General features: G+C 26.3%; 21 protein-coding genes and 5 tRNA genes. All 26 read left to right on the top strand.

What is annotated here, in order from left to right; genetic code table 11:
- The first annotated feature begins 31 nt into the window (after nucleotides 1-31).
- Nucleotides 32-1,249, top strand: coding sequence for an ATP-dependent Clp protease ATP-binding subunit ClpX (gene clpX, locus KMP11_RS04210; RefSeq protein WP_215755992.1), 1,218 nt, complete (start codon nucleotides 32-34; stop codon nucleotides 1,247-1,249).
- Nucleotides 1,250-1,260: 11 nt separating this feature from the next.
- Entirely contained in the window at nucleotides 1,261-3,567 is a 2,307-nt protein-coding gene (lon, locus tag KMP11_RS04205; RefSeq protein ID WP_215755993.1) for an endopeptidase La, read from the top strand.
- Nucleotides 3,561-4,154 (top strand): ribosome biogenesis GTP-binding protein YihA/YsxC, encoded by a 594-nt coding sequence (yihA, locus tag KMP11_RS04200; RefSeq protein WP_215755994.1) that lies wholly within the window; start codon nucleotides 3,561-3,563, stop codon nucleotides 4,152-4,154. Before lon ends, yihA begins: the two co-directional genes overlap by 7 nt.
- An 89-nt stretch (nucleotides 4,155-4,243) precedes the next feature.
- Nucleotides 4,244-4,600: a holo-ACP synthase gene (gene acpS / locus KMP11_RS04195; RefSeq protein ID WP_216279538.1), complete on the top strand. Its 357-nt coding sequence runs from the start codon at nucleotides 4,244-4,246 to the stop codon at nucleotides 4,598-4,600.
- Nucleotides 4,593-5,738, top strand: coding sequence for an alanine racemase (alr, locus tag KMP11_RS04190; RefSeq protein ID WP_253195933.1), 1,146 nt, complete (start codon nucleotides 4,593-4,595; stop codon nucleotides 5,736-5,738). Before acpS ends, alr begins: the two co-directional genes overlap by 8 nt.
- Before the next feature lies 1 nt (nucleotide 5,739).
- Nucleotides 5,740-7,908 carry a Tex family protein gene (locus KMP11_RS04185; RefSeq protein ID WP_216279537.1) on the top strand — a complete coding sequence of 723 codons (2,169 nt, stop codon included), beginning with the start codon at nucleotides 5,740-5,742 and terminating at the stop codon, nucleotides 7,906-7,908.
- A gap of 11 nt (nucleotides 7,909-7,919) precedes the next feature.
- On the top strand, nucleotides 7,920-9,752 hold the full coding sequence (locus tag KMP11_RS04180; protein ID WP_216279536.1) for an acyltransferase family protein: 1,833 nt from the start codon (nucleotides 7,920-7,922) through the stop codon (nucleotides 9,750-9,752).
- 124 nt (nucleotides 9,753-9,876) lie between these two features.
- The gene (gene deoD, locus KMP11_RS04175; protein ID WP_215756032.1) at nucleotides 9,877-10,587 is read left to right on the top strand and encodes a purine-nucleoside phosphorylase; all 711 of its coding nucleotides are present in this window, start codon (nucleotides 9,877-9,879) and stop codon (nucleotides 10,585-10,587) included.
- Nucleotides 10,588-10,610: 23 nt separating this feature from the next.
- On the top strand, nucleotides 10,611-12,326 hold the full coding sequence (locus KMP11_RS04170; protein ID WP_216279535.1) for a phospho-sugar mutase: 1,716 nt from the start codon (nucleotides 10,611-10,613) through the stop codon (nucleotides 12,324-12,326).
- A gap of 23 nt (nucleotides 12,327-12,349) precedes the next feature.
- Entirely contained in the window at nucleotides 12,350-12,850 is a 501-nt protein-coding gene (locus KMP11_RS04165; RefSeq protein ID WP_216279534.1) for an acyl-CoA thioesterase, read from the top strand.
- 4 nt (nucleotides 12,851-12,854) lie between these two features.
- Entirely contained in the window at nucleotides 12,855-14,081 is a 1,227-nt protein-coding gene (gene pepT, locus KMP11_RS04160) for a peptidase T (RefSeq protein ID WP_216280183.1), read from the top strand.
- Nucleotides 14,082-14,207: 126 nt separating this feature from the next.
- Nucleotides 14,208-16,052, top strand: coding sequence for a translational GTPase TypA (gene typA / locus KMP11_RS04155; protein ID WP_216279533.1), 1,845 nt, complete (start codon nucleotides 14,208-14,210; stop codon nucleotides 16,050-16,052).
- Nucleotides 16,053-16,140: 88 nt separating this feature from the next.
- Nucleotides 16,141-16,884, top strand: a complete 744-nt coding sequence (locus KMP11_RS04150) for a zinc metallopeptidase (RefSeq protein WP_371741325.1) — start codon at nucleotides 16,141-16,143, stop codon at nucleotides 16,882-16,884.
- A gap of 96 nt (nucleotides 16,885-16,980) precedes the next feature.
- Nucleotides 16,981-17,604 carry an MBL fold metallo-hydrolase gene (locus tag KMP11_RS04145; protein ID WP_216279532.1) on the top strand — a complete coding sequence of 208 codons (624 nt, stop codon included), beginning with the start codon at nucleotides 16,981-16,983 and terminating at the stop codon, nucleotides 17,602-17,604.
- Nucleotides 17,605-17,781: 177 nt separating this feature from the next.
- Nucleotides 17,782-18,114 carry a hypothetical protein gene (locus KMP11_RS04140; protein WP_216279531.1) on the top strand — a complete coding sequence of 111 codons (333 nt, stop codon included), beginning with the start codon at nucleotides 17,782-17,784 and terminating at the stop codon, nucleotides 18,112-18,114.
- Entirely contained in the window at nucleotides 18,104-19,567 is a 1,464-nt protein-coding gene (locus KMP11_RS04135) for a PH domain-containing protein (RefSeq protein ID WP_216279530.1), read from the top strand. Before KMP11_RS04140 ends, KMP11_RS04135 begins: the two co-directional genes overlap by 11 nt.
- A 2-nt stretch (nucleotides 19,568-19,569) precedes the next feature.
- Nucleotides 19,570-20,070, top strand: coding sequence for a PH domain-containing protein (locus KMP11_RS04130; protein WP_215756005.1), 501 nt, complete (start codon nucleotides 19,570-19,572; stop codon nucleotides 20,068-20,070).
- A 67-nt stretch (nucleotides 20,071-20,137) separates the two neighbouring features.
- A tRNA-Asn gene (locus KMP11_RS04125) sits at nucleotides 20,138-20,211 on the top strand.
- Nucleotides 20,212-20,214: 3 nt separating this feature from the next.
- Nucleotides 20,215-20,302: transfer RNA gene (locus KMP11_RS04120), tRNA-Ser, on the top strand.
- Nucleotides 20,303-20,309: 7 nt separating this feature from the next.
- Nucleotides 20,310-20,384: transfer RNA gene (locus KMP11_RS04115), tRNA-Glu, on the top strand.
- Nucleotides 20,385-20,416: 32 nt separating this feature from the next.
- A tRNA-Asp gene (locus KMP11_RS04110) sits at nucleotides 20,417-20,492 on the top strand.
- 24 nt (nucleotides 20,493-20,516) lie between these two features.
- A tRNA-His gene (locus tag KMP11_RS04105) sits at nucleotides 20,517-20,592 on the top strand.
- A gap of 116 nt (nucleotides 20,593-20,708) precedes the next feature.
- Nucleotides 20,709-21,413, top strand: a complete 705-nt coding sequence (gene rnc / locus KMP11_RS04100; protein ID WP_215756006.1) for a ribonuclease III — start codon at nucleotides 20,709-20,711, stop codon at nucleotides 21,411-21,413.
- An 11-nt stretch (nucleotides 21,414-21,424) separates the two neighbouring features.
- A complete protein-coding gene (smc, locus tag KMP11_RS04095) occupies nucleotides 21,425-24,976 on the top strand; it encodes a chromosome segregation protein SMC (protein ID WP_216279529.1) in 3,552 nt (1,183 codons plus the stop codon).
- Nucleotides 24,969-26,039, top strand: coding sequence for a signal recognition particle-docking protein FtsY (gene ftsY, locus KMP11_RS04090; RefSeq protein WP_216279528.1), 1,071 nt, complete (start codon nucleotides 24,969-24,971; stop codon nucleotides 26,037-26,039). Before smc ends, ftsY begins: the two co-directional genes overlap by 8 nt.
- A complete protein-coding gene (locus tag KMP11_RS04085) occupies nucleotides 26,032-26,643 on the top strand; it encodes an NUDIX domain-containing protein (protein WP_216279527.1) in 612 nt (203 codons plus the stop codon). The genes ftsY and KMP11_RS04085 overlap by 8 nt, the downstream gene beginning before the upstream one ends.
- The last annotated feature ends 247 nt before the right edge of the window (nucleotides 26,644-26,890 follow it).

Raw genomic sequence — 26,890 nt, 5'->3', positions numbered from 1 at the left:
ATAATTAGAAATATTTTGCGAGGTAAAAATTATGGATAAAGATAAGGAACTTCATTGTTCATTTTGTGGTAAAAAATCAGAAGATGTTTTTAAATTAATAGCAGGTAATGGAGTATATATCTGTGATGAATGTGTAGAATTATGTTCTGATATTATAGACGAACAAATTTATGCAGAAAAACAATATAATAATAAAAGATTTGAATTGTTAAAACCAAAAGAAATTTTAAAAAATTTGAATGAATATATAATTAGTCAAGATAAGGCAAAAAAATCAGTAGCAGTAGCTGTGTATAATCATTATAAGAGAATAACTTCAGATAAAAATAATTCTGATATAGATTTACAAAAAAGCAATATAGGATTAATAGGCTGTACTGGTTCTGGAAAAACTTTGATAGCTCAAACTTTAGCTAAAATGTTAGATGTTCCTTTTGCTATTGCAGATGCAACTACATTAACAGAGGCTGGCTATGTAGGTGAAGATGTAGAAAATATATTATTAAGATTAATTCAAAATGCTAATTATGATATAGAAAGAGCAGAAAAAGGAATAATCTATATTGATGAAATTGATAAAATTGCTAAAAAAGGTGAAAATGTTTCTATCACACGAGATGTATCAGGAGAAGGAGTGCAGCAAGCATTACTTAAAATCTTAGAGGGAACTGTAGCAAGCGTTCCACCACAGGGAGGAAGAAAACATCCCGGAGAAGAAATGATAAAAATAAATACAAAAGATATTTTATTTATAGTAGGTGGAGCATTCGCAGGAATTGAGGAAATTATAAAACGACGTCTGGGAGATAAGGTAATAGGTTTTTCAAATAATGATGAATTACACAAAACTTCAGAAAGTGCAACTATAATTTCTAAAGTTAAGCAAGAAGATTTGGTTAAATTTGGTATTATTCCAGAATTTATAGGAAGGATACCCCTAATTTGTTCATTAGATGAACTTAATGAAAAAGATTTAGTTAGGGTACTACTAGAACCAAAAAATTCTGTGGTTAAACAATACAAGTATTTATTTGAATTAGATAATGTAGAGTTGATATTTGAAGATGAGGCATTAAAAGAAATTGCTAAAGAATCAATAAGCAGAAAAACTGGTGCTAGAGGATTACGCTCAATTATTGAAGAAATATTGATGGATACTATGTTTGAAATTCCGAGTAGAGATAATATTAAAAAATGTATAGTATCCAAAGACAATGTAATTAAAAAAACAAGTCCTAAATTAATTTAAGGAGAAAAAAATTGACTAAGTATTATTTATTAGAACATAAGGAACTTTTTATTCCTGATAATATATATAATATAGAAATAAAAGATAAATATTTTTTAAGTACTATAAAAAATATTAAAAATAAACAATTTAGAATTTTTGTAACAATTAATAGGAAACCTATGGATAGTTTTAATGGTGACAAAGATTTAGATATTTATGATGAAAATGGTTTTAATAAATTTTATGGTACATATGGTAGCTTGAAATATGCTAAAGATAGCAAATTATACACATATATTTGTGAAGGTGTTGCAGATGTTTTAAGTGGCGTTTATAAAGATGATAGAGTTGAACATTTAGAAATTGCACAAAAAAATACAACAAATATTAACTTCGACCAAGAAAAAAAGTTGAAAGTTTTGAAAAAAATATTTAAAGAATTTTTAACTTTGGAAAGATTGGATTTAGGAATATTTAATATTAAAAATTTAGAAAAATTTATAAATAAAAATTTAAAATTTTTTCCATTAGATATTTTAATGATGAGAAGAGTTGTCTTTACTACCGACTTAGAAAAAAAAACAGACATTATTATAAAATCAATAGAAAATATAACTTCAGCTTCTACTTATAAGAGAGATATTGATAATAAAGTTCGTATTAATATAGATAATCAGCAAAAAGAATACTTTTTAAGAGAACAGATGAAGGTAGTACAAGATGAGCTAAAAGAATTATCTCCAGATGAAGATGATATAGAGTTATTAAGAAAGAAAATACTTGAGTTAAAATTAAATAAAAATGATGAAGATACTCTTCTTAAAGAATTAAATAGATTAGAAAAAACGCCTGCTATAGCTCCTGAAAATTCTATAATTAGAAGTTATTTAGAAACAATAATATCGCTACCTTGGAATAAAGAAACAGTAGATAGAATAGATATTAAAGAATCTGAGAAAATACTTAATGAGTATCACTATGGCTTAGAAAAAATTAAAGAAAGAATTTTAGAGTTTTTAGCAGTTAAGAAATTGCGTAATGATATGAAATCTCCAATATTATGTTTAGTGGGACCTCCTGGAGTAGGTAAAAGTTCACTTGCAAAATCAGTAGCAAAGGCTATGGACAGAAATTTTATAAGATTGTCGCTAGGTGGAGTAAGAGATGAAGCTGAAATAAGAGGTCATAGAAGAACTTATGTTGGAGCTATGCCAGGTAAATTAATTCAATCTTTAAAAAAAGTTAAAACAAAAAATCCTGTAATATTACTTGATGAAATTGACAAGATGGCTTCTGATATAAAAGGCGACCCTGCGTCTGCCATGCTTGAAGTTATTGACCCAGACCAAAATTATGAATTTGCAGACCACTATTTAGATATTCCTTTTGATTTGTCAAAAGTACTATTTATAGCTACTGCTAATAATTTATCCCTTATTCCAGCACCACTAAGAGATAGAATGGAAGTAATCGAGTTAGAATCATATACAATAAAAGAAAAAGAAAATATTGCAACTAAGTATTTGATAAAGAATCAGATTTTAGAAAATGGTTTAACAGCAAATCAGATTAAATTTAGTAAGCAAGCTATCCTGAAAATTATAAATGGTTATACCTATGAAGCTGGTGTAAGAAATCTAAATAGATTGATAGGAAAAGTTTGTAGAAAAGCAGCTTTAAGAATATTAAAGGGTGAGGAAAAAATCAAAATAGGACTTGCAACGATTGAAGAATTTTTAGGTTATGCTAGGTATGACTTAAAAGAAAAAAATTCAAAACCAGAAGTTGGTATTGTTAATGGACTTGCATATACAACAGTAGGAGGAGATACTTTAGAAATAGAAACAAGTATATCTAAAGGAAATGGAAAAATAATTCTAACAGGTAAACTTGGAGATGTTATGAAAGAATCTGCACAAACTGCCATATCTTATTTGCGTTCACATTCTAAAGAATTAGAATTTGATAATATTGATTTTAATAAAATCGATATACACTTGCACGTGCCAGAGGGTGCTATTCCAAAAGATGGCCCTTCTGCAGGAATAGCAATAACAACTTCATTATATTCTACTTTAACCAATAAAAGAGTTAATAACGATATTGCTATGACTGGAGAAATTACTCTTCATGGTAAAGTTTTGCCAATAGGTGGAGTTAAAGAAAAAGTTCTTAGTTCTGAGAAAATGGGTATCAATACTATTATTTTACCTTTTAAAAATAAGGGAGATTTAAGCGACATACCCTCAGAAATAAAAGAAAACCTAAATATTTATTTTGTTAAAAATATTTCTGAAGTTTTTGAAATAGTTTTTAAAAAGGAGATTAGATGCTAAAATTTAATATAAATAATGTTGAATTAATAATTAGTGCCGTTTCTAAAAAACAGTATCCAGAATATGTTCTTCCAGAAGTAGCTATGTGTGGTAGGTCAAATGTTGGCAAGTCTTCTTTTATAAATACTATTTTAAATAGGAAAAACTATGCTCGTGTTTCAGCAAAACCGGGTAAGACAAGAACATTGAATTTTTTTGATATAGATAAAAAACTTGTTTTAGTAGATGTTCCTGGTTATGGTTATGCAAAACTATCAAAAAAAGAAAAAGAGAAATTATATGATATGATAGTAGAGTATTTTGTTAATAGGGGTAATTTACAATTTGTCTTACATTTATTGGATAGCAGACATACTCCATCTGAAGATGATATAATGATGAATGAATTTTTGAATTATTATCAAATACCATTTGTTATAATATTAACAAAAACAGATAAAATTTCTAAAAATGAATTATTAAAAAATAAAAACAAAATTACAAAATTTTTAGATTTAACAAATAATATAGATATAATTCCATTTTCAGCTGTAAAAAAATTAAATATTGACAAAGTATTATCTACAATTAATAAAGTTGTCGAGTAAAATAAGCAAGGCACTATTAGTGCTTTGTTTATTTTTTGATAAAATTAGTTTAAGTTATTATGATAAAATTATTATTTGAGGTATAATTTATGATATACGGGATAGGAACTGATATAGAAAGCATAGAAAGATTTTATGAATTTTTTGATAAAAAAAATTATATAGAAAAAATTTATACACAATCTGAAATAGAAGAATTTAATAGTATAAATAATTCTAGGAGAAAAGCAGAATTTTTAGCAAGTAGATATGCAGTTAAAGAAGCTATGAGTAAAGCATTGGGTGTTGGAATTTCTAAATATTTTTCTTTTAAAGAGGTTGAAGTAAAAAAAGATATTTTAGGAAAACCAATGATTGAATATAAAAATTTTGTTGTACATCTTACGATTAGTCATAATAAAGATAATGTAGTTGCTTTTGTCTTATTAGAGAAAGAGGATGAATAAAATGATACAGGATAGACCAACATATTTAAAAGTAGATTTAGATAATATATTATTTAATTATAATGAAATAAAAAAATTATTTGATAACAAAGAAATTATGGCAGTTATAAAAGCTGATGCTTATGGTCTAGGTGCTAAACAAGTAGGTAAATATCTGTATGATAATGGAGTAAAATATTTTGCAGTTACTACACTAGAAGAAGCCATAGAATTGAGAAAAAATGTTGGTGATGAACCTTTAATTTTAGTTTTAGGGGTAATAAATCCACAAAATATAAAATATGCAACTGATAAAAATATATCACTTTGCTGTCCATCAGTAGATTGGTTAAAAGAAGTTATTTTATATTTAGATGATATTTCAAAAAAACTTAAATTACATTTAAAAATAGATAGCGGTATGTCTAGGATAGGTATAACTACTGAAGAAGAAGCTATTGAAATAAATAATTTATTACAGGATGGTAGAATAGAATTAGAAGGAATTTTTAGCCACTATGCAAACTCTGATGACAGTAATATTGATTATGATATTAAACAAAGAGAAAAATTTAATTCTTTAGTATCAAATATAAGTTTAAAAGCAAAATATATTCATCAAGAAAATTCTGCAGCAACACTTAGATATGTAAAAAATGATTATAATTTTAATTTGGCAAGAGTAGGAATATCTATTTTTGGGCAATATCCAAGTGAAGAAATTAAAAAAATTTCTAACGTAAAATTAAAAAATGTGTCTTCACTTATTAGTAGAGTTATTCATGTTAAAAAAATAGCTCCACATACAAAAGTAGGTTATGGTTGTACATATGAAAGCTCTGAAGAAGAATTTATAGCTACTATACCAATAGGTTATAGGGATGGTTTACTTAGAAGGGCACAAGGTTGGTCTGTAATGATAAATGGTAATTTATGCCAAATTGTTGGTAGAGTATGTATGGATCAATTAATGGTTAGATGTCCTAAAAAAGTTTCAGTGGGAGATGAAGTATTGTTCTATGGTTCTCATAATAATCAAACTTTAGATGTTGAAGAATTTGCTAATCATCAAAATACTATTCACTATGAAATTTTTTGTGTTATAGGTTCGAGAGTTCCAAGAAAATATTTTATAGCTAATAAAGAAGTGGAGATATAAAATGCAAGAAAGCATAATAAAAAATTTAGCTGCTAAATTAAAAGTTGATAAAAAATATGTTATTAATGTTCTTGATATGTTAGAAGCAGGTAATACTATTGCTTTTATAGCTAGATACAGAAAAGAAATGACAAATTCTTTAGATGAAGTAGCAATAAAGCAAATACAAGATGAATATAATTATTTACAAACGCTAGAAAACAGAAAAAAAGAAGTTATTAGATTGATAGAAGAAAAAGGTTTATTGACAGAAGAGTTAGAAAAGACAATTAATCTTCAAGAAAAATTACAACGTGTAGAAGATTTGTATAGACCTTTCAAAGAAAAAAAGAGAACAAAAGCAAGGATAGCAAAAGAAAAAGGACTAGAAGAGTTAGCTAAATTTATACTAACATTACCAAAAACTAAAATAGTATTGAATAAAGAAGCTAGTAAATATATTAATGAAGAAAAAGAAGTTTATAATGAAGAGGAAGCAATAAATTACGCTTTAGATATTATAGCTGAAAATATTTCTGATAATGCGAAATATAGGGAATATATCTTAGAAAACACTCGTAAATTCGGAAAATTAATAACTAAAGTCAAAAAAAATTCTGAAGAAAAAGATGAAAATAAAGTTTATATAAATTATTATGATTATACTGAACCAGTTTCAAAAATAGTTTCTCACAGAATATTAGCAGTAAATAGGGCAGAAAAAGAAGATATAATAAAAGTAAGTATAGATAATGACAAAGAAATATTATGTACTTATATTTTAAGAGATATTATAAAAAATAAAGATACAGAAATTAAGGAAATTTTATTAACTTGTATAGAAGATTCTTATAAACGTCTAATATTTCCATCAATCGAAAGAGAACTTAGAAGTGATTTGACGAAAAAAGCTGAAGAAGAAGCAGTAATAATTTTTTCCGAAAATTTAAAACAACTTTTATTACAAGTGCCATTAAAAGATAAAAGAGTTTTAGGTATTGACCCTGCTTTTAGAACAGGTTGTAAAATAGCTGCGGTTGATGAATATGGAAATTTTATTAGTAAAAATGTGATATATCCTCACAAACCAGCAAATTTAGAAAAACAAAAAGAAGCTGAAAAAATATTAATTGATATAATTACTAAAAATAAAATAAATTTAATTGCCATAGGTAATGGAACAGCATCAAGAGAAACTGAAACTTTTGTTTATAATACTTTGAGAGATAACAAATTAAAAATAGAATTTTGTATAGTTAATGAAGCTGGAGCTAGTGTATATTCTGCAAGTGAAATTGCTAGAGATGAATTTCCAGATTTTAATGTTGAAGAAAGAAGTGCAGTATCAATAGCAAGAAGAATACAAGACCCCTTAAGTGAGTTAGTAAAAATAGACCCTAAATCAATAGGAGTTGGTCAGTATCAACATGATATTAATCAAAAATATTTGGGAAAAGAATTAGATTTTGTTGTAGAAACTGTGGTTAATAATATTGGAGTAGATGTAAACACAGCTTCTGTTCCTCTTTTATCTTATGTGTCTGGAATAAATAGACAGATAGCTAAAAATATTGTAAAATATCGAAAAGAAAATGGGAAAATTACTTCTATAAAAGAAATTTCTAAAGTTTCAAGACTAGGTGAAAAAACTTACGAACAATGTGTAGGATTTTTTAGAATAGTTGATGGTGATAATATTTTAGATTCTACTGGTATTCACCCTGAAAGTTACCACATTGCAGAAAAAATAATAAATAGTTATGGAATTGAATTAAAAAATATTGGAACTAAAGAATTAAGTCAAAAATTAGATAACTTAGATTTGAATAAGGTATCCTTAGAATTAGGTTGTGGTTATGAAACTTTGTTTGATATAGTTAAAGAATTAAAACAACCGATGAGAGATATTCGTGATGCTTTTGAAAAAACATTATTAAAATCAGATATTTTAACTATTGAAGACCTTAAAATAGGCGACAAATTAAGTGGAACAATAAGAAATATTACTCAATTTGGAGCTTTTGTTGACATTGGTCTAAAACAAGACGCAATGGTTCATATTTCAAAAATCAGTAAAAGTTTTGTAAAAAATCCACTAGAAGTTTTAAATGTAGGAAAAATTGTTGAAGTTTATGTTATTGATATTGACAAAGAAAGAGGAAGGGTGTCCTTATCAATGATTAAAGATTAGTGAGGTAATGTATGAAAAAACATAGATATTTACCAAGTATAGATTCCTTGAGAGCCTTGGCAGTAATTTCGGTAATAATTTATCACATGATGCCTAATCATTTGCCAGGTGGTTTTTTAGGAGTAGACTTGTTTTTTGTACTATCTGGATATTTAATTAGTTCGTTAATTATGCAAGAGTATTCAGAAACAGGAAAAATATCACTTTCAAAATTTTATATAAGAAGAGCAAGAAGACTATTACCTGCTGTATATTTAATGATAAGTATAATATTAATTATTATGGTTTTGTTCAATAAATATATTCTGGAAAAAAGTTATCTCGATGCAATATTCGGTTATATTTATTCTAGTAATTGGTGGTATATGTTTCATAAATTAGATTATTTTGATTCTTTTTATTCTATAAGTCCATATAAACATTTATGGTCTTTAGCAATAGAAGAACAATTTTATATGATATTTCCTTTAATATTTATTATATTGCAAAAAATATCAAGTAAATTTAAAAACAAGAATATATTTTTTTATTCAATAATTTTTATGAGCTTATTGTCATTAATTAATCATATAATTTTATTTGATATAGACAATATAAATCGTGTTTATTATGGTACTGATACTAGAGCTTTTGGGCTTTTAGTGGGAGTTTTAGGAGCAATTTATTTTCCACTTTCAAAATTAACAGAAAAAGTAACTTTACAAGAAAATAAAAATTACACATTAATTTCGCTAGTTTCCATTTTAATTTTTATAATATCAATGTTTTATGTATCAGAATACAGTAAATTTTTATATTACGGTGGATTTTTCTTATTTTCTTGCTTGTTTTTGATTATTTTAATAAGCACAGGACATCAAAATACCTATATTTCAAAAATAATGTCATTTAAACCCTTAGTATATATTGGAAGATTTTCTTATAGTTTATACTTGTGGCATTTTCCAATAATTATCTTGACAAGACCTGCTTCCGAATCTGGAAATCCAAATTTATTTTTTAATTTAGCTAGATTAGTATTGATATTTCTAGTATCTTGGATAAGTTATAAATTTTTAGAAACACCGATAAGATATTTTGGATTTGCCAATTATTTAAAAAATATATTCAAAAAAATTTCCAACTTGTCAAAAAATATAAAAATATCTTCTTTATTAACAAGTTCATTAATAATTATCTTACTAGTTATGGGCTTGTTCGGTAAGGCATTTCCTTATATTTCTACAAAATTTGCAAATGATAATAGTGTAGAATTATCTAGTTCATTTGTTACAAACAATGCAGAAAATAATAACTACAATAAAGATAATAATAAAAAAGAAGATAAATCTAATGATGCTAATTCTGAAGAAACATTATACAATAAAATCTTATTAATAGGTGACTCTCTTGCTGTTAATATTGGGGAAGAGATGACAACAAGATATCCAGAAATAGTTATAGACGGTAGAATAAGTAGACAAGGTGCAGAGGCTGTTGAAGTAGCAAAAAAATATGAAAATTATAATGATAAGAATGCAGCTGTAATATTCATATTAGGTACTAATGGAACTATAACAGAGAAACATATTGAAAGTTTAATTAAAACTTTTGAAAAATCTGATGTTTATTTTGTAAATATAAATGTTCCTAGAGCTTGGGAAGAAGGAAATAATAAACTTTTAGAAGAATCTAAAACAAAATATGAAAATTTTAATTTAATAGATTGGAATAAAAAATCAAAAAATCATCCTGAATATTTTAGACCTGATAATGTTCATCTTAGAGAAGAAGGTGTTACTGCTATGGCAGATTTAATTTCAAAAAATTTAAAATATCAAGTAAAGACAACGCCAACTCAATAAATTATAAAAAATCTCAAAATTTAAAGATAATTTTGAGATTTTTTATATTAATAATATACTTGTTAGATACTAAAAAAAAATGTATAATTAAAAAATATAAAATATTTTCAGGAGAATAATAATGATGAAAAATTTACAAACACCTCACATTAAACCAAATGGTGTAGAGATTGCAGAAACTATACTATTACCTGGCGACCCACTTAGAGCAAAATTTATAGCTGAAAAATTTTTAGAAGAGCCTGTTTGCTTTAATGAAGTGAGAGGTATGCTTGGATATACAGGAAAATACAAAGGCAAAAAAATATCTGTAATGGGAACAGGAATGGGACCAGGAAGTATAGGTATTTACTCTTACGAATTAATTCACTTTTTTGGAGTTAAAAATTTAATTAGAATAGGAACTTGTGGTTCTCTTCAAGAGAATGTAAAAATATATGATATTATTTTAGGTATGGCATCATCAACAACAACTAACTTTACAGATCAATATAGATTGCCTGGTCAATTAAGTTTACACTCATCATTTGATTTGTTATCTAAAGCACATAATATTGCTAAAGAAAAAGATGTAAATGTTCATGTAGGAAATATTTTATCTAGCGATGTATTTTACAATGCAGACCCAGACGCTATGAAAAATTGGATGAAGATGGGGCTTCTTGGTGTTGAAATGGAAAGTACAGCCCTATATGCAACAGCTATGGCCGCTGGAGTTAATGCTTTAACTATTTTGACAGTTAGTGATTCTTTAGTTACTGGAGAAGAAACTACACCAGAAGAACGTCAAACTGCTTTTACTAAAATGATGGAAATAGCTTTAGAGTTAGCATAATATTTAAGAAAGGTAACAATATAATGTTTAATAAATTATTTGAACAGTGGATAAATAGTGATGCACTAACAAATGAAGAAAAAAAACAATTACTATCTATTTCTGATAATGAAACTGAAAAAGAAGATAGATTTTATAAAGAGTTAGAGTTTGGCACTGCTGGTTTGCGTGGTAAAGTAGGCATGGGAACAAATAGAATGAATAGATTTGTAATTGCTAGAGCAACAAAAGCAACGGCAAAAACTATAATTAACAGTGGCTTACAAGAAAAAGGAATAGTTATAGCCCATGATTGTAGGTTATTTTCTAAAGAATTTGCCAAATTATCAGCCTTAGTAATGGCAAGTAATGGAATTAAATCCTATCTTTTTGAAGATTTAAGACCGACCCCAGAATTATCTTATGCAATTCGTTATTTAAAAACTGCTAGTGGAATAAATATAACAGCCAGCCATAATCCTAAAGAATATAATGGCTATAAAGTTTATTGGGAAGAAGGTTCTCAAATAAAATCAAATATAAGCGATAAAGTATTAGAATATATCAATGAAATGGATATATTTGAAGAATATGTAAATATTTCTGAAGAAGAAGCTATAAAACAAGGATTGTTAGTTTATGTTGGAGAAGAAATAGACGAAGAGTTCTATAAAGAAGTTTTATCCCAATCTATTAATGACGATAATGTTGATAAAAATATTAGTGTAGTCTACACGCCATTAAATGGAGCAGGATATAAGGCAGTAACTACAGTTTTAGAAAGAAGAAATTTTAAAAATGTTCATGTTGTAGAAGAACAAAAAAAAGCTGATGGGACATTTCCAACAATAGAATATCCTAACCCTGAAGATTTAACAGCATTTGAATATAGTGAAAAATTAGCTAAAAAAGTTAATGCTGATATTCTTATTGCTACTGACCCAGACTGCGATAGACTTGCAGTAGAAGTATTACATAATGGAGAAATAGTTGCTCTTAATGGAAATCAAACTGGAGCAATTTTAGTTCAATATGTAGTTGAAAATTTACATAAAAAAGACAAACTACCAAAAAATCCTGTAATTGTAAAATCAATAGTTACTTCTAAGATGATAGAACAACTTTGTAAAGAATACGGAATAGAAGTTGTAGATGTTTTAACAGGTTTTAAAAATATAGCCGCCCTACCTAATAAGTTTGATATAACAAAAGAAAAAAATTATGTCATGGGTTATGAAGAAAGTATAGGTTATAATGTAGGAACTTTTGTTCGTGATAAAGATGGTGTTACCATAGCAATGATGCTTGTAGAAGCAGCAGCATACTACAAATTACAAGGGAAAACATTAATTGATGTAATTGAAGAATTTTATGAAAAATATGGATACTATTTAGATAAAACAATATCAGTTACTTTAGAAGGTGTAGCTGGTGCTAAAAGAATAAGTCGTATGATGACCGAAATAAGAAATATTTATGCTCGTGAAATTTCTGGAGCTAATATAGTTTCTGTAACAGATTACTTAGAAGAAAAAGAATATAACATTGCAAGTGGAAAAGAAATATCAATAGATATTGAAAAAACTAATGCTGTGAAATTTTATTACTCTGATGAAACTTGGTATACCCTGAGACCAAGTGGAACAGAACCAAAAATAAAATTATATATATATACAAAAGGAAACGACAAAAAATCTGCTGAAAGTAAAATATCTTTAGTAGAAAAAACAGTTCTTGATTTATTATATTCAATAGAGTAATTATAAATAATAAAGGAGTTATAATGAAAATAAGTGATACAAGAATAATAAGTAATTATACAGTTTATAAAAAACATTTGAATAGGCATAACACTTTATTCGGAGGTCAAATTCTTTTTTGGTTAGATGAAGTTATGGGTATGACTATAAGAAAATATTCTAAAACATTATTTGTAACAGCAAGTATAGATACTTATCAATTTATAGAACCTGTACAAGATAATGAATTATTAAAAATAGAATCTTATGTAACAAGAGTAGGTAACAAAAGTGTTGAAGTTTTTGGAGAAGTAACAGCCTATAACACAGAAGAAAGAAAAAATAGATTGGTAGGAATTTCTTTTGCAACTTTTTCTATAAGAAAAGATATTAAAGAATTTTCTAAACTAGAAGATGTAGAATATGAAACGAAACTTGAAAAATTTGTTTGTGAAACTTATAATGATAGAAAAGAAAATAAAGTTTCTATAAGAGAATTTACTAAAAACTATATAGAAAAATTCAATGAATATTACAGAGGATAAAAATATGAAATATGAAACTATGTTAAATAGATTTTTAAATTATGTGAAATTTGAAACTAGGTCTGATGCTAAAAACTTCACAATACCATCTACACCACAACAAAAAGATTTTTTAAAAATGCTTCAAAAAGAATTAGAAGAACTAGGTTTAGCAGACATATATTTAAACGATAAAAATTGTTTTTTAACTGCGACGCTACCAGCTAATACAAATAAACCTTACGACAAAATAGGATTTATTGCTCATGTTGACACTGCCGATTTTAATGCTGTCGGAATTAAACCAAACGTTATAGAAAATTATGATGGACAAGATATTATATTAAATAAAGAAGAAAATATCATTATGTCAGTAAAAGATTTTCCGAATTTATTAAATTATGTTGGACAAACCTTGATTACAACAGACGGAACAACGCTTTTAGGAGCAGATGACAAGGCAGGTCTTGTTGAAATAGTAGAAGCTATTAAATATTTAGTAGAACACCCAGAAATAGAACATGGCGATATAAGAATAGCATTTGGTCCTGATGAAGAAATAGGTAGGGGGGCTGATAATTTTGATGCAAAACACTTTGCAACTGACTATGCATACACTATGGACGGTAGTGTTTTGGGAGAATTACAGTTTGAAAGTTTTAATGCTGCTCAAATAACTTATAAAATAAAAGGTGTAAGTGTTCATCCTGGAACAGCAAAAGATAAAATGAAAAATGCTAATACAATAGCAGTTGAGTTAGCAGCAATGTTCCCAGAAAAAGAAGTCCCAGAACATACTTCAGGTTATGAAGGTTTTTATTTATTACACAACATGGAAGCAAGAATCGAAGAAGCTAGTTTAACTTATATAATCAGAGATTTTAACAAAGAAAATTTCAATAAGAGAAAAGAGTTTTGTAAAGAAGTTGCTAAAAAAATTAATGAAAAATATGACGATGTAGTAGAGTACGACCTTTTTGACCAGTATTACAATATGGGAGATATAATAAAAAGTGATAAACGTTCAGTAAATAAAGCTGAACTAGCAATGAGAAATTTAGATATTACTCCGATAATTATACCAATTCGTGGGGGAACAGACGGTTCTAAAATATCATATATGGGTATTCCAACTCCTAATATTTTTGTTGGAGGAGAAAATTTCCATGGACAATATGAATTTTCTTGTTTAGAACATATGAAAAAATCTTCTGATGTAATAGTGGAGATAGCAAAATTAGCAAAAAAGTAAAACCAATACGTTGGTGTAGTAGATAAGCTGGTATTTACCCAGCTTATTTATTTTATAATTATATATTTACATTATTAAATAACTATGTTAATATTGTTTGGTTAGTAAACTTTAAGGAGAAGATTAATGTCTAAAAAATTTAGAGAAGATATTAGAAATATAGCTATTATTGCCCATGTTGACCACGGTAAAACAACTCTTGTTGATGAATTGTTAAAACAATCGGGTATATTTCGTTCTAATGAACATGTAGAAGAAAGAGCAATGGATTCTAATGATTTAGAAAGAGAACGTGGTATAACAATATTAGCAAAAAATACTGCTATTGATTATGACGGAAAAAGAATTAATATACTAGATACTCCAGGACATGCCGATTTTGGTGGAGAAGTAGAAAGAATAATGAAAATGGTTGATGGTGTTCTTTTGGTAGTAGATGCTTATGAAGGAACAATGCCACAAACAAGATTTGTATTAAAAAAAGCTTTAGAACAACACTTAAAACCAATAGTTGTTGTTAATAAAATTGATAAAGATTCAGCTCGTCCAGAAGAAGTGGTGGACGAAGTAATAGATTTATTTATTGAATTAGGATCAGATGATGACCAATTAGAATTTCCAGTTGTCTATGCTTCAGCAATTAATGGAACTGCTTCTTTAGATAGCGACCCAAGTAAACAAGATAGCAACATGAAGTGTCTGTATGAAACAATTTTAAAATATGTCCCAGCACCAGTAGACAATCATGAAGAACCTTTACAATTTCAAACAGCCCTATTAGATTATAATGATTATGTTGGACGTATTGGAATAGGTCGTGTATTTAGAGGACAAATGAGTCTAGGGGACTCTGTTACACTGATAAAATTAGACGGAACAGTTAAGAATTTCCGAGTTACAAAAATCTTTGGATATTTTGGTTTGAAACGTGAAGAAATACAAACAGCTAAAGCAGGAGATATAGTTGCAGTTAGTGGTATGGATGATATTAATGTTGGGGAAACAGTTTGCTCTATTGATTGTCAAGAGCCTTTGCCAGTTCTGCACATAGACGAACCGACATTGCAGATGACATTTTTAGTAAATAATTCACCATTTGCAGGAAAAGAAGGAAAATGGGTAACTGCAAGCAAAATTGAAGATAGATTAATGCAACAGTTAGAAACTGATGTTTCTTTAAGAGTAGAACAAGCAAGTAGTGATTCTTGGGTTGTTAGTGGACGTGGAGAATTGCATTTGTCAATATTAATAGAAAATATGAGAAGAGAAGGTTTTGAATTGCAAGTTTCTAAGCCCGAAGTAATAATAAAAAATATTGACGGTGTTGATTGCGAACCTATCGAAAGAGTACAAATAGATACTCCTGAAGATTGTGTTGGAGCTGTAATAGAATCTATCGGTCAGCGTAAAGGTGATATGGTTGATATGCAATCAGACGGAAATGGACAAACAAGACTTATATTTAATGTTCCAGCAAGGGGATTAATAGGATATAGAACAGAATTTATGTCTTTAACTAAAGGATATGGTATTTTAAATCATACATTTGATTCTTATCAGCCTATGCAAAAAGGGCGTGTCGGTGGTAGAAGAAATGGAGTATTAGTTGCTCTTGAAAACGGACAGCCTACAGCTTATTCAATATCAAGTTTAGAAGATAGAGGTATTGTATTTGTTGAACCAGGAACAGATGTTTATGGTGGTATGATTGTTGGTGAAAATAATAGAGAAAATGATTTAACAGTAAATATTACAAAAGCAAAAGCACAAACCAATGTTCGTTCATCAACAAAAGACCAAACTGTAACACTGAAAAAAGCAAAAATAATGACTTTAGAAGAAAGTTTAGAATACTTAAATGATGATGAATATTTAGAAGTTACTCCAGAATCTATCAGATTAAGAAAAAAAGAACTTGATAAAGCTGTCAGAGAAAAGATGGCAAGAAAAGCTAAATATTCTGAAGAATAAAAGATATTAGCTAAAGTTTAAAAACTAGAAAATAAATAAAGAATATGTTATAATCTATTCATAATTTTATTCATAGGAGGTATGAATTATGCCAAATATTTATGGATTTGGAATGTATGGAATATCAGGAACTTATTTACTTTATTTTGCTTTACTTATGATAATTCCACTTTGGGCACAAATGAAGGTTAAAAGCACATATAGTAGATACAAAACAGTAAAAACTTTATCTGGACTTACAGGAAAAGAAGTAGCAGAAGTAATATTAAAAGCTAATGGAATAACAGACGTTAAAGTTGTTAGGGGAGAAGTTGAACTATCAGACCACTATAATCCTAAAGAAAACGTAGTTGTATTATCTCCGATAGTATATTCACAACCAACGGTGGCTTCTGTTGCCATAGCAGCACACGAAATTGGACATGTTATTCAAGATAAGGTTGCAGACTATAAGCCTATGAGATTAAGACATTCATTTGTACCTATTGCAAATTTAGGAAGTAATTTATCTATGATTTTAATAATGGTAGGTCTAGGTTTGACTTACTTTATGACAGGAGGCTTAGGTATTTATATAGCATGGATTGGTGTTCTATTTATGTTGTTTGCGGTTCTGTTTCAAATTGTAACTTTACCAGTAGAATTTGATGCTTCAAAAAGAGCTTTGGAGCAAGTAGTTGATTTAGGAATAGTAAACAGTCAAGAACACAGACACTGTAAAAAAGTTCTTACAGCAGCAGCCCTAACTTATGTTGCAGCTGCAGTTGTTGCATTAATGGAATTAATGAGATTTATCTTGATAATTTTAAATGTAAATAATAATAGAAGTTAAATATACAAGAATTACTTAAAATTAATAAATTTATTTTAAGTAATTTTTTTTTGTGCTATAATTATATTGAAAAAATTTTTTACATTTGGAGGTAACATGAACAATATAAAAGTTGAACGATTAGTAATGGATATGATTGATGAAAATTGTTATATCATTCATAAAGATGAGAGGGCAATAATTGTAGACCCAGGGTATGGTTTTAAAAAAATAAAAAAAGAAATAGATAGATTGTGTTTGAATGTAGAAGCTATTATTTTAACACATGCACATTTTGACCACATAGCTGGACTAGATGAATGTAGAAAATATTATAAAATTCCGGTATACATTTCACCAAAAGAAAGTGATTGGCTTTCTTCTCCAGAATTAAATTTATCTTCTGTTGCGGGTATAGAAAATGGTATTAAAACTTTCCCAGCAGAATTTGAATTTGAAAATTACAAAGAATATACTTTAGCAGGTATGACATTTAAAGTTTTACCTACACCAGGGCATTCGCCAGGAGGACTGTCATTTGACTTTGGAGATTTTGTTGTAGTAGGAGATGCTTTATTTATGAGCGGTTATGGTAGATACGATTTACCTGGTTCAGATTATAAGGAGTTAAAAAATTCTATACATAATGTATTATTTAAGTTAGATGGAAATAAAAAAGTTTATCCAGGACATGGCTATGATACTTATATAAAAAGAGAAAAAGACTTAAATTTAATATAAAATTTTAATTCATAAGGAGGAAGGTTTATGAAGTATAATTTACCGAATATTAGAAAATATAAGTTATTAAAAGGTATAATTAATTCTTTAATTATTTTTTTTATATCATTTTTATTTGTTAAAATTTTTAATTTTTACTTATATATATTGTTATTTTTCATCGTTTTATTTTGTATTATGATATTTAATATTATTTTTTATCAAATTTTCTTTAAAAAATATCAAGAAAATACATATATAACTTTAAGTGATATAGAAATTATTAATAATATAAATAGATTTTATACATTTTATTTTAAAAAGGATATAATACCTACTAAAAATCTTTTATGTTATGAAATAAGACAAGGTTTTATTATGAAATATTTTTCTTTATATAAATTATCAATATCATCTTCATCTGACACAACAAGTATTTATGTGGAAGAAACCAAGATATATCAAATTGAAGAAATTATAAAAAATTATATTAATAAAAATATTATAAAGGAGGAAAATTATGAAGAATAAGAAAATAAAATTAAGTCCTTTTTATATTCTTTTTAGATTTTTTTCAAATTATAAGCTGTTAATACTATTCTTATTTAATCTTAAAAATACTAAAAGTTCAAAAGAATTTTTGCTTATGTTACTATTATTTGGGTTAATAAATTTGGCCTATCAAATTTTAAGTTATGTTAATACTTTTTATGAGTTAAAAGAAGATTCTTTGATATATAATCATGGTTTTATAAAAAAAGAAATAAAAATAATACAATTTTCAAATATTCAAAATATAGATTCTTCAGCTAATATTTTATATCAATTATTTGGTTTAGTGTCTTTAGATATTAATATTTTGAATGAAAATGTTAAATTATCTCCTATTACAAGAAACGAAGCAAATATTCTTATACATAATGTAAATAAATTGCCATCAGAAGATAATTTATTAGCAAAAGATGATGCAACTTTTAAACTAACATTAAAAAATTTATTTCTTTTAGGTTTATTAGAATCTAAGATAATAGCAACAATTCTTATAATTATGACTTTTTTAGATAAAATTGCAGACTTTTTTAAAGATTTTTTTGATTTTAATTTAAAGAATTATATACTTTCTAAAGGTGATGGTTATTTTATAGATATTATATCTTTTATATCTGCCTTGTTCCTTATTTTATTTATTATTTTTATCATTTCATTTTTACTAGCAATGATTAAATTTTATGGATTCACTTTACAAAATAAAGAGGATAAACTTATTTTAAAATACGGTTTAGTAAATAAAAATGCTTTAGTTATTAAAAAAGAAAGGATACAAAAAATTTCGATAATAGAAAGTTATAAATCTAGGTTATTCAAGTTAGCAAGTTTGGAAATAGTTACTACTGCAAGTAATGTAATTGATGATATATCTAAAAATAAAAACAATATAATATTAATTCCTATAGCTAAAAAAGAATTTATTGATAATTTTTTAAAAGAAGTTTTATACTTAGATACTGCTAATTATGAAAAAGAAAATTATGAAAAAACACCTGCTAGGGCTAAGAAAATTATTTTACGTTGGAGAATAATTGGTTGCTTTACTGTTTTAGTTTTAATTAATATTTGCTTGCTTGTTTTACCAATAGAAAAATGGAAACTTTCTGTTTTTTCAATATATTTTATAAGCCATTTTGCTTTTTTAATTCTAGTAGTTTTTGCCATAGGAACTTACAAGTATAATGTTAAAAATCTTGCCATAAGTTTGTCAGAAAATATGATTATAAAAAAAGATACTTTTTATTTTAATAAAAGAATAGATTATTTAAAGTCCATTAAGGTAGGTAGTATTTCAATAAAAAGTAATGTGTTTTTGAAAAAGAAAAAATTATGTCATATAGTTATAAATTCTATCGGTAAAAATTCTGACTTGATATTACCCTATTATGAAGAAAATTTTGTCGATAAGGTTAAGACCTATTTAGAAAAGGAGTAGTTATGAAAGAAATATTTAAAAAACAAAATATAGAACTTGATAAAGAAAGTTTAAAAGTTATAAGAATAGGTAATTTTATACCTCTTGCTGTATATTCTTTAATAATTTTTAGTGTTTTTACATATTTGATAATTTCTAACAAAATTTCAGTAATAAATTTTAAAAATTTTTTGATAATTTATTTTGTGTTAAATTTATTAATAATAGCATATATCTTAATAGAAACTAATGTTTTTTGTAAAATTTATTCTTATACAATATCTAATGAGGGAATTATAATTGTATCAGGTGTTTTTATTAAATCAAAAATATTTATACCCTATAATATTATTCAGAGTGTGGATATAAATAAAGGACCTATAATTAGAAAATTTGGATATTCAAATATTGATATAAAAACTTTAAAAGAAAATATTGAAATATATTATATTAAAAATGAAAATCTTGAAAAAATAAAGGAACAAATATTAAATAATAAAAATTTATATAAATTGAAATATTAATTAATTTTACTATTGACATTCGGATATAAAATTTGTATAATTATAAATGTTCTGTTGAACGTTATATTCCACAGTAGCTCAGTTGGTAGTAGCATCTGACTGTTAATCAGAGGGTCGCAGGTTCGAGTCCTGCCTGTGGAGCTTGGAGTAGTACTCAAGAGGCTGAAGAGGCGCCCCTGCTAAGGGTGTAGGTCGGGAAACCGGCGCGAGGGTTCAAATCCCTCCTGCTCCGTTATTTTGGCCCGTTGGTCAAGTGGTTAAGACACCGCCCTTTCACGGCGGTAACACGGGTTCGAATCCCGTACGGGTCACCATTTGAATTTTTTAGAGATTATAATATCGTTTTGGTCCCGTGGTGTAGCGGTTATCACGCCTGCCTGTCACGCAGGAGATCGCGGGTTCGATTCCCGTCGGGACCGCCATTATAATTTCTTTTTTTATTTATGGCGGCTGTGGCGAAGTGGTTAACGCATCGGATTGTGGTTCCGACATACGCGGGTTCGATTCCCGTCAGCCGCCCCATTTTTGAATTTATCTAGTTCTAATTTAGTTATCTAAGTTAGAACTTTTTTAATATCCTGTATCGCTTATAATTAGTGTTTATGTTATAATCAATAAAGGTGCTTTAAGGAGAAAAAATGAATAGAATCAATGAATTAATTAATGAACTAAATAAAATTTATGATATGAAGATTAATTATAATAAAAATTATGAAATGGCATTTACCCATTCTTCGTATATAAATGAACAAAAAAATTTACTCAAACATGATAGTTATGAAAGACTAGAATTTTTAGGTGATGCAACTTTAGAAATAAGTGTCAGTGAGTATTTATATATAAAATTCCCGAATTTTTCAGAGGGGCAATTAACAAAAATAAGGGCTTCGGTAGTTTGTGAGCCATCATTAGTAAAACAAGCTAAAAAATTAGGATTTGACAAATATATTATTCTAGGCAAGGGTGAAGAAAAAATTGGTGGAAGAAATAGACCAGCTTTGCTAGCAGATATATTTGAATCATTTCTTGGTGCACTTTATCTTGATAAAGGTTTAGAAAGTGTAAAAAATTTCTTGAGTAAAACATTGTTTAAAGAAATACAAGACGAAGATTATAGCACGTTTATTGATTATAAAACAATCTTACAAGAGTATATAAGTAAGGAAAAATTAGGAGTTATAGAGTATAAACTTATTTCTTCCATTGGTCCTTCTCACGAAAAGATTTTTGTTAGTGCAATATACATAGACGAGAAAAAATTTGGGGAAGGCACAGCTAAAACAAAAAAAGAGTCTGAACAAATTGCAGCGAAATTAGCTTTACAAAAACTTAATTTTATTTAAAAGGTGAATTAATGAATTTAAAAAGTATTGAAATTAATGGATTTAAGTCTTTTAGGTCTAAATCTATTTTCAAAATTGATAGTAATTTAATAGGAATAGTAGGTCCAAATGGCTCTGGTAAAAGTAATATCATTGATGCTATCAGATGGGTTTTAGGAGAACAATCAGCCAAAAATCTCAGAGGTGGTAGCATGAAAGATGTTATCTTTTCTGGAACTCAAGAAAAAAGAGAGAAAAATTTTGCTGAAGTATCTATAACTTTTTCTGTAAATAAAGAAGATAAAACAATAACTAGACGTTTGTATAGAAATGGTGATAGTGAATACTTAATTAACGGAAAAAAATCTAAATTAAAAGAAATTACGGATATATATTTTGATTTAGGAATTAATAAAGAGAGTTACAGTATAATTACACAAGGTAAAGTTGAAAGTATATTGTCATCAAAACCGCAAGACAGAAGAATAATTATTGAAGAGGCTGCTGGTGTTTTAAAGTATAAGAATAAAAAAAAGGAAACAAATTTAAAACTAGAAAAAACTGAAGATAATATAAAAAGACTGAATGATATTTTCATAGAAATTAAAGAACGTTACAATGTTCTTTATGAACAAAAAGAACTTACTGAAAAGTATACAAAACTAAAAGATGAATTACGAAAAAAAGATATAATAGTTAATACACTATCTGCTAAAAATTATAAATTAGAATTAGAAGATTTGAAAAGTAAGGCTGATTTATATCTTAAAAATATATATACTTTAGAAGAAGATATAAAATCTTTAGAGGAAAATGTTTCTGATATAAAAAAAAATCAAGTTGCTTTAGATAAAGATTATACTGAAAAAAAAGAAAAAGAAGTAGAATTAATTAAGGAAGTAGAACAATTTAATTCTTTGTTAAATCTTCATAAAGAAAGAGCAAATAATAAGAGTAATTTATTATTAAAGATAAATAAGGAAAGAGATGAATTATTTTCACGAAAAAATATTATTGAAGAAAAAATTAATAATTTAGAAGAAGAAATTAATATTTTAAAAAATAATCTTGCTGAAGTATCTTCTAAACTTAAAATTTTACTTGCTGAAAAATCAAATTTATCAGTATCTGATATAGAAAATAATATTGAAAATTTAAAAGATGAATATTTTAAGTTAATTAGTTTAGAAGGAAAATTACGCAACGATTTAGAATTTTCTAAAAAAGTAGAGGATAATAACAAGCAAAATATCAATAAAATAAATTTAGAAATAGATATACTTGAAAATAAATTACTTGATGAAAAGAATAAATTAAATAATATTAATGAGGACTTGTTATTAAAAAATAAAGAATTTACTGCTTTAGATATAAAAATAAGTAATAGTAATTCTGAATATAAGCTAGAATTAGCAAACAAAGAAGAGTTGGAAAAAAATATTTATAGGGAAAAAGAAATACTAACTAATTTAACTCATAAGAAAAACTTTTTAGATAATCAAAATAATAATTTGAATAATTATAATGTTGGAGTTAAGGAAATATTAAAAAATAAAAGTAATATAGCAGGTGTTCATAATACAATAGCTGATATAATTAGGTTTGATAATAAATACACCATAGCATTAGATACTGCCCTGTCAACCTCTCAGCAAAATATTATTGTTGATAATGAAGATGTCGCTAGAAAATGTATTGAACACTTGAAAAATAATTCTAAGGGGAGGGCGACATTTTTACCTATAAATAGTATAAAAAAGAAATTTATAGATAGCGATACCTATTCAAAAATTTCTACTGAAAATGGATTTATTGATATTGCCTCTAATTTACTAAGTTATGAAAAAGCATATAGTAATATAATTTCTTATATGTTAGGTAATGTTATTATAGTAGATAACTTATTAAATGGTAATAAAATAGCAAAAAAAATAAGTTATAAATATAGAATAGTTACCTTAGATGGTCAAGTTATTAATAGTGGTGGTTCAATAACAGGGGGAGCAATATTTAAAAATAACAATTCAATAATAAAAAATAAATCTGAAATTGAAGATTTGAATAAAAAAATATTACAAATAGAAAACAGAGTACAGAGTTTTAATAAGGATTTAGAACTTTGTGAGTATAATCTAATAAAATTTAGTAAAAAAATTGAAAATGATGTAACTATTCGTTCAAAATTAGAAATAGAAATTAAAGAATTAAGTCTTAAAAATAATTTATTATTAGAAAGTATAGATAATATAAAATCAGCTATTGAAATAGAAAATTTAAAATTAGATGATATAAATAAACTAAATAATAATAATTTAAACGAAGAAAAAATTGCTGAAGAAATATTAGCAATAAAAAAATCTTTAGCAGAAATTGATGATAAAATTAATGAAGAAAACAATAAAAAAATATTAGTTTCTAAGAATGAAGAAGATAGTAAAAATACTTTAAATGAACTAAATATTGAAAAGTCAAAAATTACAGAAAATATTAAAAATAAAAAATCTATTTTAGATGATACAAAAACAGATTTAGATTATATTAATTCTCAAATTTTAAAAATAAATTATGAAGAAAAGAATATAGAAAATGAAAAATTATCTAGTGATGATGAAGAAAGTTATAAACTTCAAATTAAGAAAATTCAAGAAAATTTAGACTTAATACATAAGGATATAGACTTATTAAAACATAAAAGAGAAGAGTTATATTCAGAAGATAATTTATTAAATAATCAATATAAAAACAAATTGGTAGAACTAAAAGAATATAATAAAAATTTAGAAAAAACTAATTTAAAAGCAACAAAATTAGAAGTTAAATTAGATGAAATAATAGAGTATTTGAGTAATAATTATAGTGTAACTTATGAAAAATCTGAAGAATTATTAACAAATATAAGCTCTAAAGAATTTTCTAGCTACAAGGAAGATGTAAAAAAAATAAAAGCAGAAATTTCTAGCTTAGGTAATGTTAATATGAATGCAATAGAAGAATTTGCTGAAGTTTCAGATAGATATAATTTCTATAATTCAGAAATAACAGATTTAATTAATTCTAAAGAAAAATTAAAATCTACTATTAAAGAAATTGATAAAGAGGTAGAGGACAGATTTTTAGATACATTTAATAAGGTTGCAAATAATTTTAATAGAATATATAGTGCTTTATTCAAGGGGGGAAATGCCAAGATAATATTAGAAGAGCCGAATAATATCTTAGATACTGGAATAAATATAGAAGCAAGCCCTCCAGGAAAAAAACTTCAAAAACTATCTCTTTTATCAGGAGGAGAAAAAGCATTAACGGCTATAAGTTTACTTTTTGCAATATTAGAAATAAAACATTCTCCTTTTGTCATACTAGATGAGGTTGAAGCAGCTTTAGACGATGTTAATGTTAATAGATTTGCAAAATTTTTAGAATTGTATTCCGAAAAAAATCAATTTTTAGTTATTACCCATAGAAGAGGAACTATGGAAGCAATGAATAAATTATACGGAGTAACTATGCAAGAAAAGGGAATAAGTTATTTATTGCCACTTGATTTAGATAATATATTAAAGGAGGATTATATAAGTGAGTAGTTTTTTTCAAAAATTAAAAGAAAAATTTTCTAAAAGAGAAGAATTAACAGAAGAACTAATTTCTTTAGATGAATATGAAGAGTTAGTCGAAAGTCAATTAATAACAGAAAAATTTAAAAAAGGTTTAAAAAAATCAAGGGATAATTTTTCCAACGCTTTAAATATTTTAATAAGTTCTTATAGAGAAATTAATGAAGAATTTTTTGAAGAGTTAGAGGAATTATTAATTCAATCAGATGTTAGTTATAATACTGTTTTAGATTTAGTAGATTATTTAAAAATAGAATCTAAACGTCAAAACTTAAAAGAACCAGCTCAATTACAAGATATGATTGTAGAAAAATTAGTAGAAATTTATATGGATGGAACTACTAAGGTTGAATTGAAAACTAATAATGAAGACAAATTATCAGTTTATCTTTTTGTAGGAGTTAATGGTGTTGGTAAAACAACTTCTATTGGGAAGCTGGCTTACAATTTTAAAAAATCAGGCAAAAAAGTTTTAATTGCCGCAGGAGATACATTTAGGGCTGGGGCGATAGACCAATTAGATGTTTGGGCAAAAAGAAGTGGAGCTGATATTATAAAATCTCATGAAGGAGCTGATGCAGCCTCTGTAATATTTGATGCTATTCAATCAGCAAAAGCAAAAAATTATGATGTTTTATTATGTGATACTGCTGGAAGATTGCAAAATAAAGAACATCTTATGAAAGAATTAGAAAAAATTGTCAGAGTTATTAAAAAAGAAATTCCTAATGCTCCACATGAAGTTTTATTAACGATAGATGCAACAACTGGTCAAAATGGAATTTTACAAGCAAAAACTTTTAAAGAAGTAAGTGATGTTACTGGAGTAATTTTAACAAAACTTGATGGAACTGCTAAGGGTGGTATAGTTATTGCTATAAAGAAAGAGTTAAATATTCCTGTTAAACTTGTAGGTTTAGGAGAAAATATTGACGATTTAGAAGAATTTGACCCAGAAAAATATATATACGGATTATTTTATAAAGAAAATGAAGAAACTTTAAAAAGAATAGGTGATGAGAGTAATGAGTAAGTGGGATGAACAAATATTAGTTGTAGAAAGAAATATTATTTTTGATAATGAAAAAAATAACTTTTATGGATTTATACCAAAATCTGATGAGAAAGTTAGCAATATAAGAAAAACATTTTCTAATTATCAAGTAAAAAGACGTGGAGATATGGAAGAAGACCCTTCATATAAACAATTAATTAGTTATACTTTGGTTAAAGATAAAAAAACAGGTAATGTTCTCGTCTATACTAGGCTTATTGGTGGAGGAGAAGCAAGACTACACGGTAAATCATCAGTTGGAATTGGTGGGCATATGAATAATGTTGCTGAAAAAAATATTGATGAAATTTTAAAAATAAATGCATCAAGAGAAGTTGAAGAAGAAATTGGAATAGATTTTCAAGAAGTGTTAGATAATATAGAATTTATCGGTTTAATAAATGACGATAAAGAAGAAGTAGGTAAGGTGCATATAGGCTTAGTATATATCGTCGAAGTAGATAAAGAAAAAATAAATGTTACAGAAGATGATACTCTGCTAGTTGAATGGTTAAATTCAGACAAGGCGAAAAATATAGGAAATTATGAGTCATGGTCTGAATTTTTAAAACCTATAATGTAGGAAAATTTTCTTTCTATAATTTAATAACAAAATAAAAAGACAACAGCAAGGTTGTCTTTTTATTTTATTTAAGAAAATATAAAATAATTTTTATTCTAAAATTTCAGATAAAATAAGTTTAACAAATTAAAAATTTATAAAAAATATTAAGCAAGAAAAGAAAAGTTGAACTAGTTAAAATATCAAACTAAAATTAAATATGTTATAATATTGTAATTGTAAAATTAAAATTAGAAGTTTTGGAGAT

This window comes from Gemella sp. zg-570 (genome assembly GCF_018866345.1).
Classification (GTDB): Bacteria; Bacillota; Bacilli; order Staphylococcales; family Gemellaceae; genus Gemelliphila.
The sequence above is the reverse complement of the archived record's forward strand: the minus strand, read 5'-3'. Positions and strand labels throughout refer to the sequence as shown.

Excerpts from the sequence above, each read along its gene's own strand:
- clpX (WP_215755992.1), top strand. The coding sequence starts at position 32 with ATGGATAAAGATAAGGAACTTCATTGTTCATTTTGTGGTAAAAAATCA.
- yihA (WP_215755994.1), top strand. The coding sequence starts at position 3,561 with ATGCTAAAATTTAATATAAATAATGTTGAATTAATAATTAGTGCCGTT.
- acpS (WP_216279538.1), top strand. The coding sequence starts at position 4,244 with ATGATATACGGGATAGGAACTGATATAGAAAGCATAGAAAGATTTTAT.
- alr (WP_253195933.1), top strand. The coding sequence starts at position 4,593 with ATGAATAAAATGATACAGGATAGACCAACATATTTAAAAGTAGATTTA.
- KMP11_RS04185 (WP_216279537.1), top strand. The coding sequence starts at position 5,740 with ATGCAAGAAAGCATAATAAAAAATTTAGCTGCTAAATTAAAAGTTGAT.
- KMP11_RS04180 (WP_216279536.1), top strand. The coding sequence starts at position 7,920 with ATGAAAAAACATAGATATTTACCAAGTATAGATTCCTTGAGAGCCTTG.
- deoD (WP_215756032.1), top strand. The coding sequence starts at position 9,877 with ATGAAAAATTTACAAACACCTCACATTAAACCAAATGGTGTAGAGATT.
- KMP11_RS04170 (WP_216279535.1), top strand. The coding sequence starts at position 10,611 with ATGTTTAATAAATTATTTGAACAGTGGATAAATAGTGATGCACTAACA.
- KMP11_RS04165 (WP_216279534.1), top strand. The coding sequence starts at position 12,350 with ATGAAAATAAGTGATACAAGAATAATAAGTAATTATACAGTTTATAAA.
- pepT (WP_216280183.1), top strand. The coding sequence starts at position 12,855 with ATGAAATATGAAACTATGTTAAATAGATTTTTAAATTATGTGAAATTT.
- typA (WP_216279533.1), top strand. The coding sequence starts at position 14,208 with ATGTCTAAAAAATTTAGAGAAGATATTAGAAATATAGCTATTATTGCC.
- KMP11_RS04150 (WP_371741325.1), top strand. The coding sequence starts at position 16,141 with ATGCCAAATATTTATGGATTTGGAATGTATGGAATATCAGGAACTTAT.
- KMP11_RS04145 (WP_216279532.1), top strand. The coding sequence starts at position 16,981 with ATGAACAATATAAAAGTTGAACGATTAGTAATGGATATGATTGATGAA.
- KMP11_RS04140 (WP_216279531.1), top strand. The coding sequence starts at position 17,782 with ATGATATTTAATATTATTTTTTATCAAATTTTCTTTAAAAAATATCAA.
- KMP11_RS04135 (WP_216279530.1), top strand. The coding sequence starts at position 18,104 with ATGAAGAATAAGAAAATAAAATTAAGTCCTTTTTATATTCTTTTTAGA.
- KMP11_RS04130 (WP_215756005.1), top strand. The coding sequence starts at position 19,570 with ATGAAAGAAATATTTAAAAAACAAAATATAGAACTTGATAAAGAAAGT.
- rnc (WP_215756006.1), top strand. The coding sequence starts at position 20,709 with ATGAATAGAATCAATGAATTAATTAATGAACTAAATAAAATTTATGAT.
- smc (WP_216279529.1), top strand. The coding sequence starts at position 21,425 with ATGAATTTAAAAAGTATTGAAATTAATGGATTTAAGTCTTTTAGGTCT.
- KMP11_RS04085 (WP_216279527.1), top strand. The coding sequence starts at position 26,032 with ATGAGTAAGTGGGATGAACAAATATTAGTTGTAGAAAGAAATATTATT.